The following is a 3,278-nucleotide window of genomic DNA, read 5'->3' as shown; positions in this document are numbered from 1 at the left end:
TCCGTGACGGCGAGCTTGATGTAGAGGTGCCGGAGGTGGGTCTTGACCGTGTTCGTCGAAACGAACAGAGCGCGTGCGATCTCGCTGTTCGACAGGCGTGTCGGGAGGTAGTCGAGCACCTCCCGTTCGCGCTCGGTCAGCGGTGCCTCCAACTGCCCCGCACTGGCGGCGTCGTCGCGCACCACTGATCGGGAGATGATAGAGCGGGCGAAGCCCTGCGATCCACGCAGCACCTCCCTTCGAAGCATCCGGTGTACTTCTGCCTGCTCGAGGAACGGTGCCCGCAGCCCGTCCTGCTCGGCCAGCTCGAGGGCGCGCCGCAGCGCGAGGGTTGCGTGACTGCGCGCCCCCTCCTCGGCCGCGACGGCGGCGGTTCGAATTTCGTGCTCGATTGCGCACCGCAGGGTCTTGGGCTGATCCCATTGACTGAGTGCCTGGCGAGCAGCGGCAGCATCGCCGGTCGCAAGCTTGAGGTCGATGACCTGCGGAGTCAGGGCGTCCGCGCGCGAGTTGATGTCGAGAAGTGCTCGCGCTTGGTCGCACTTGCCCATCGCGATCAGCATGCGCGTTTCAAGCGCTTGACGGAGACCTGTCACGACCTTCGGCTCCCACGGGTGGCGGTCAGAGGACCGCAACTCAGTCAGGGCGGCATCCGGACCCTTCCAGAGTGCCGTCTGCTCGACCTCCAAGAGATGCTGAATGGCCACATTCGCGGCCAGCCTGGTCGTGTGCGCCCGGATACCGGACTCGCCGAGGTGAAAGGCAGCCATGTTCTGATCGAGCTGGTCGAGCGCGACTCTTACGAGCGCGAAATGCGCAAACGCCAGGCTGTGGTGATAGGTGATGCCGTTGGCTTCAGCCACTTCCAGTGCAGCCATCGCGTTCGATCGCGCCTCGTTCGCGTGCCCGGCCAGTGCGCGCGCGAGAGCGAGCCCGCCCAGTGCGTAGATCTTCCACACCCGGTATTGCGCGCCAGGAAGGTCGCGGACTGCTTCGAACTTTGCCGCGCTGCGATCGAGATCGCCGTCGAACAGCAGTGCGACGGCAACCATGCATTCGGCCAGAAACTCGACGCTGTCACGTCCGCCGACACCGAGGAAGTCGATAACGATGTCGTCGGCGGTTCGCAGTAGCCCCGTGGCCGTCTCCGCCGCCTTGAACACCTCGGCCATCGGCAGATCGTCCAGCCCTGCGCACGCGTACAGGGCCGCGGCCGCGGCCGAATCTCCGTCTGAGAGATCGGCTCTACGCCGCAGTCGTCGGTACGTCTCCACCGCCTCGTCGGTCTGGAACGCCGCTATCTGAGCAGCGAGGAGATTGACCTCCACCGCCGCCGACAGCGATGGGTCGATGTTGCGGGCCGCCTCGAGCCAGCGGGCCAGGGTCGCGGCTTCCCCACGCTCGAATGAGTCCTGCCCGTATGCGATGACCAAGTCGGCGACCCGGCCGGGTTCGCCGGCGGCCAGCGACTGCTCGACCGCATCGGCGAAGTTGCCATGATCGAGCAGCCACTGCGCAGCCCGGCGGCGAAGGCGCGGCTCCTCTCCGGGTTGAACGCGGAGTCGATAGCGCAGCAGATCGGCGAAGAGGTGATGGTAGCGAAGTCGCCCGTCCGCAGTCCCCGGATGCACCAGGAACAACGAGCGCCATGCCAGGAGATCCAGCATCTCGGCACCGTTCCCGTCACCCGTGACTGCGTCGCACAGATCGGCGTCCAGCCACTCCAGCACCGAAGTGCTCAGCAGGAAGCGGCGGACGCCAGGCTCGAGATCATCGAGCACCTCCTCGGCCAGGTAGTCGGCGATGAGTCGGTCGCTACCGGTGAACTGGTCGATGAAGGCGTCCGCGTCGGGTACCCGCTGCAACGAGATCCCGGCCAACTGCAAACCCGCTGCCCACCCTTCGGTCCGCGCGTGGAGCGCCTCAGCCTGCGCCACGCTGAGCGGCCTGCCCGACACCGACTCGAGCAAGTCCCGGCTCTCGTCCCCGGTGAAGGCGAGATCGGATGCCCTCAACTCCATGAGGCGTCCATCCAGCCTGAGCCGCTGCAGGCGCAGCGGGGGGTCCCATCGAGCGCCCATGAGAACCCGAACTGTCTGCGGGAGCCGCCCGAGCAGGCGCGCAAGATCACCGCAGATCAGCTCGTTGTCCAGCAGGTGCACATCGTCGATCACCACCACCATCTGGTCGCCCAGGCTTTCAAGCTCCGCACGCAACCGGTTCACGAACGCCGGCCCGAGTGCGGGGCCGCTGACAAGCTCGGCGATTCCGGGATCGAACTCGGGAGCGGCGGCCACGAACGCAGACACGAGTGACCGGGCGAAGAGCACGGGATCGTCATGACTCGCAGTGACTCTCATCTGGCACACGCGCGCGGCGGAACGTCTTGCCCACTGACCCAGAAGGACCGACTTTCCCGACCCCGCGGGCGCCACGACAATACCGATCCCGGCAGGCTGCACCCGATCCAGCGCGGCCTCCAGCCGCGGTCGGGGTAGCTCTGCGGACGCATGAGTCGGCAGAAGCGGCCGGTCGGCGAGGTCACTTGGCGAGGGGCCCACCTTCAAAGCATCCCAGTGCGGGCGACGGTTAGGTAGGGCCCTTAGTCCCTCCGGTCCCGCCGCCTCACCTCGTCACATCCAGACGACGCACCTCGAGAATCTCGGCGTGCAGATCGTGGATTCGGTGCAACGCCGCCTGGAGGGCGGCCTGATCAGCCAAGGCGCCGATGAGGTGGACGGATCCGGAGGGCCCAGGCCGCAACGTAAAGCCGTCCAATGCCGCCAGCAGCATCGGCCCGGCCTCGCCGGCAACGACAATCTCATACCGTGCCGACACCTCGGCCTCCCTTCAGAGTGCGTAGTCGCTGATGCACGCGCGACCTTGGGCGAGCGCCGACGGGATACCCGAGCGGTTCGAGCGTCACCACCTGTGTCGAGGATCGCGCGGTGCCGGAATGCGGTCGTCACCCCGCATGGGTGATCCGATGGCCCCTGAACAATTGATCACCCCGGCGGGATGACGTCGGCACGGAGTGACTGCGACACCGTTGCATGCAGAGGAAGAAGGAGGCTCTCATGAGAGAGCAGGAGCCCGAACCGAGGATAGGGCTCATCGACGCTGAACGCGATCGCCTGCTGGAGCGAGGTAACGGGGCGCCCTGGTTGCGCTGGGGTCCCTACTTGAGCGAGCGGCAGTGGGGCACGGTGCGGGAGGACTATAGCGCGGATGGCGACGCGTGGGCCTTCTTCCCCCACGATCATGCACGCTCGAGGGCC

At 66.7% G+C, this 3,278-nt stretch carries 4 protein-coding genes and 1 pseudogene; 2 read left to right on the top strand and 3 right to left on the bottom strand.

Going from position 1 to position 3,278, the window contains the following annotated elements:
• Nucleotides 1-1,172, bottom strand: a 1,172-nt coding sequence (locus QZV84_RS04055) for a LuxR C-terminal-related transcriptional regulator (RefSeq protein ID WP_292825669.1), incomplete at its 3' end; no start/stop codon positions are given.
• 324 nt (nt 1,173-1,496) lie between these two features.
• Between QZV84_RS04055 and QZV84_RS04050 the strand changes: the two genes are divergently transcribed.
• A complete protein-coding gene (locus QZV84_RS04050) occupies nt 1,497-2,315 on the top strand; it encodes a hypothetical protein (protein ID WP_292825666.1) in 819 nt (272 codons plus the stop codon).
• On the opposite strand, the pseudogene QZV84_RS11430 reads toward QZV84_RS04050, so the two are convergent.
• Both QZV84_RS11430 and QZV84_RS04045 read right to left on the bottom strand, forming a co-directional pair.
• Nucleotides 2,199-2,435, bottom strand: a pseudogene (locus QZV84_RS11430) (hypothetical protein); the annotation flags it as partial. The gene QZV84_RS04050 and the pseudogene QZV84_RS11430 overlap by 117 nt on opposite strands.
• Before the next feature lie 190 nt (nt 2,436-2,625).
• Nucleotides 2,626-2,838, bottom strand: coding sequence for a hypothetical protein (locus QZV84_RS04045; RefSeq protein WP_292825663.1), 213 nt, complete (start codon nt 2,836-2,838; stop codon nt 2,626-2,628).
• Nucleotides 2,839-3,077: 239 nt separating this feature from the next.
• On the opposite strand from QZV84_RS04045, the gene QZV84_RS04040 reads away from it, so the two are divergent.
• On the top strand, nt 3,078-3,278 hold a 201-nt coding region (locus tag QZV84_RS04040), incomplete at its 3' end, for a hypothetical protein (protein ID WP_292825661.1).

The organism is Microbacterium sp., assembly GCF_011620715.1.
Classification (GTDB): domain Bacteria; phylum Actinomycetota; class Actinomycetes; order Actinomycetales; family Microbacteriaceae; genus Microbacterium.
Note: the sequence above shows the minus strand (reverse complement) of the source record. Positions and strands in the feature narration are given on the sequence as shown.

Excerpts from the sequence above, each read along its gene's own strand:
- QZV84_RS04050 (WP_292825666.1), top strand. The coding sequence starts at position 1,497 with ATGATCGAGCAGCCACTGCGCAGCCCGGCGGCGAAGGCGCGGCTCCTC.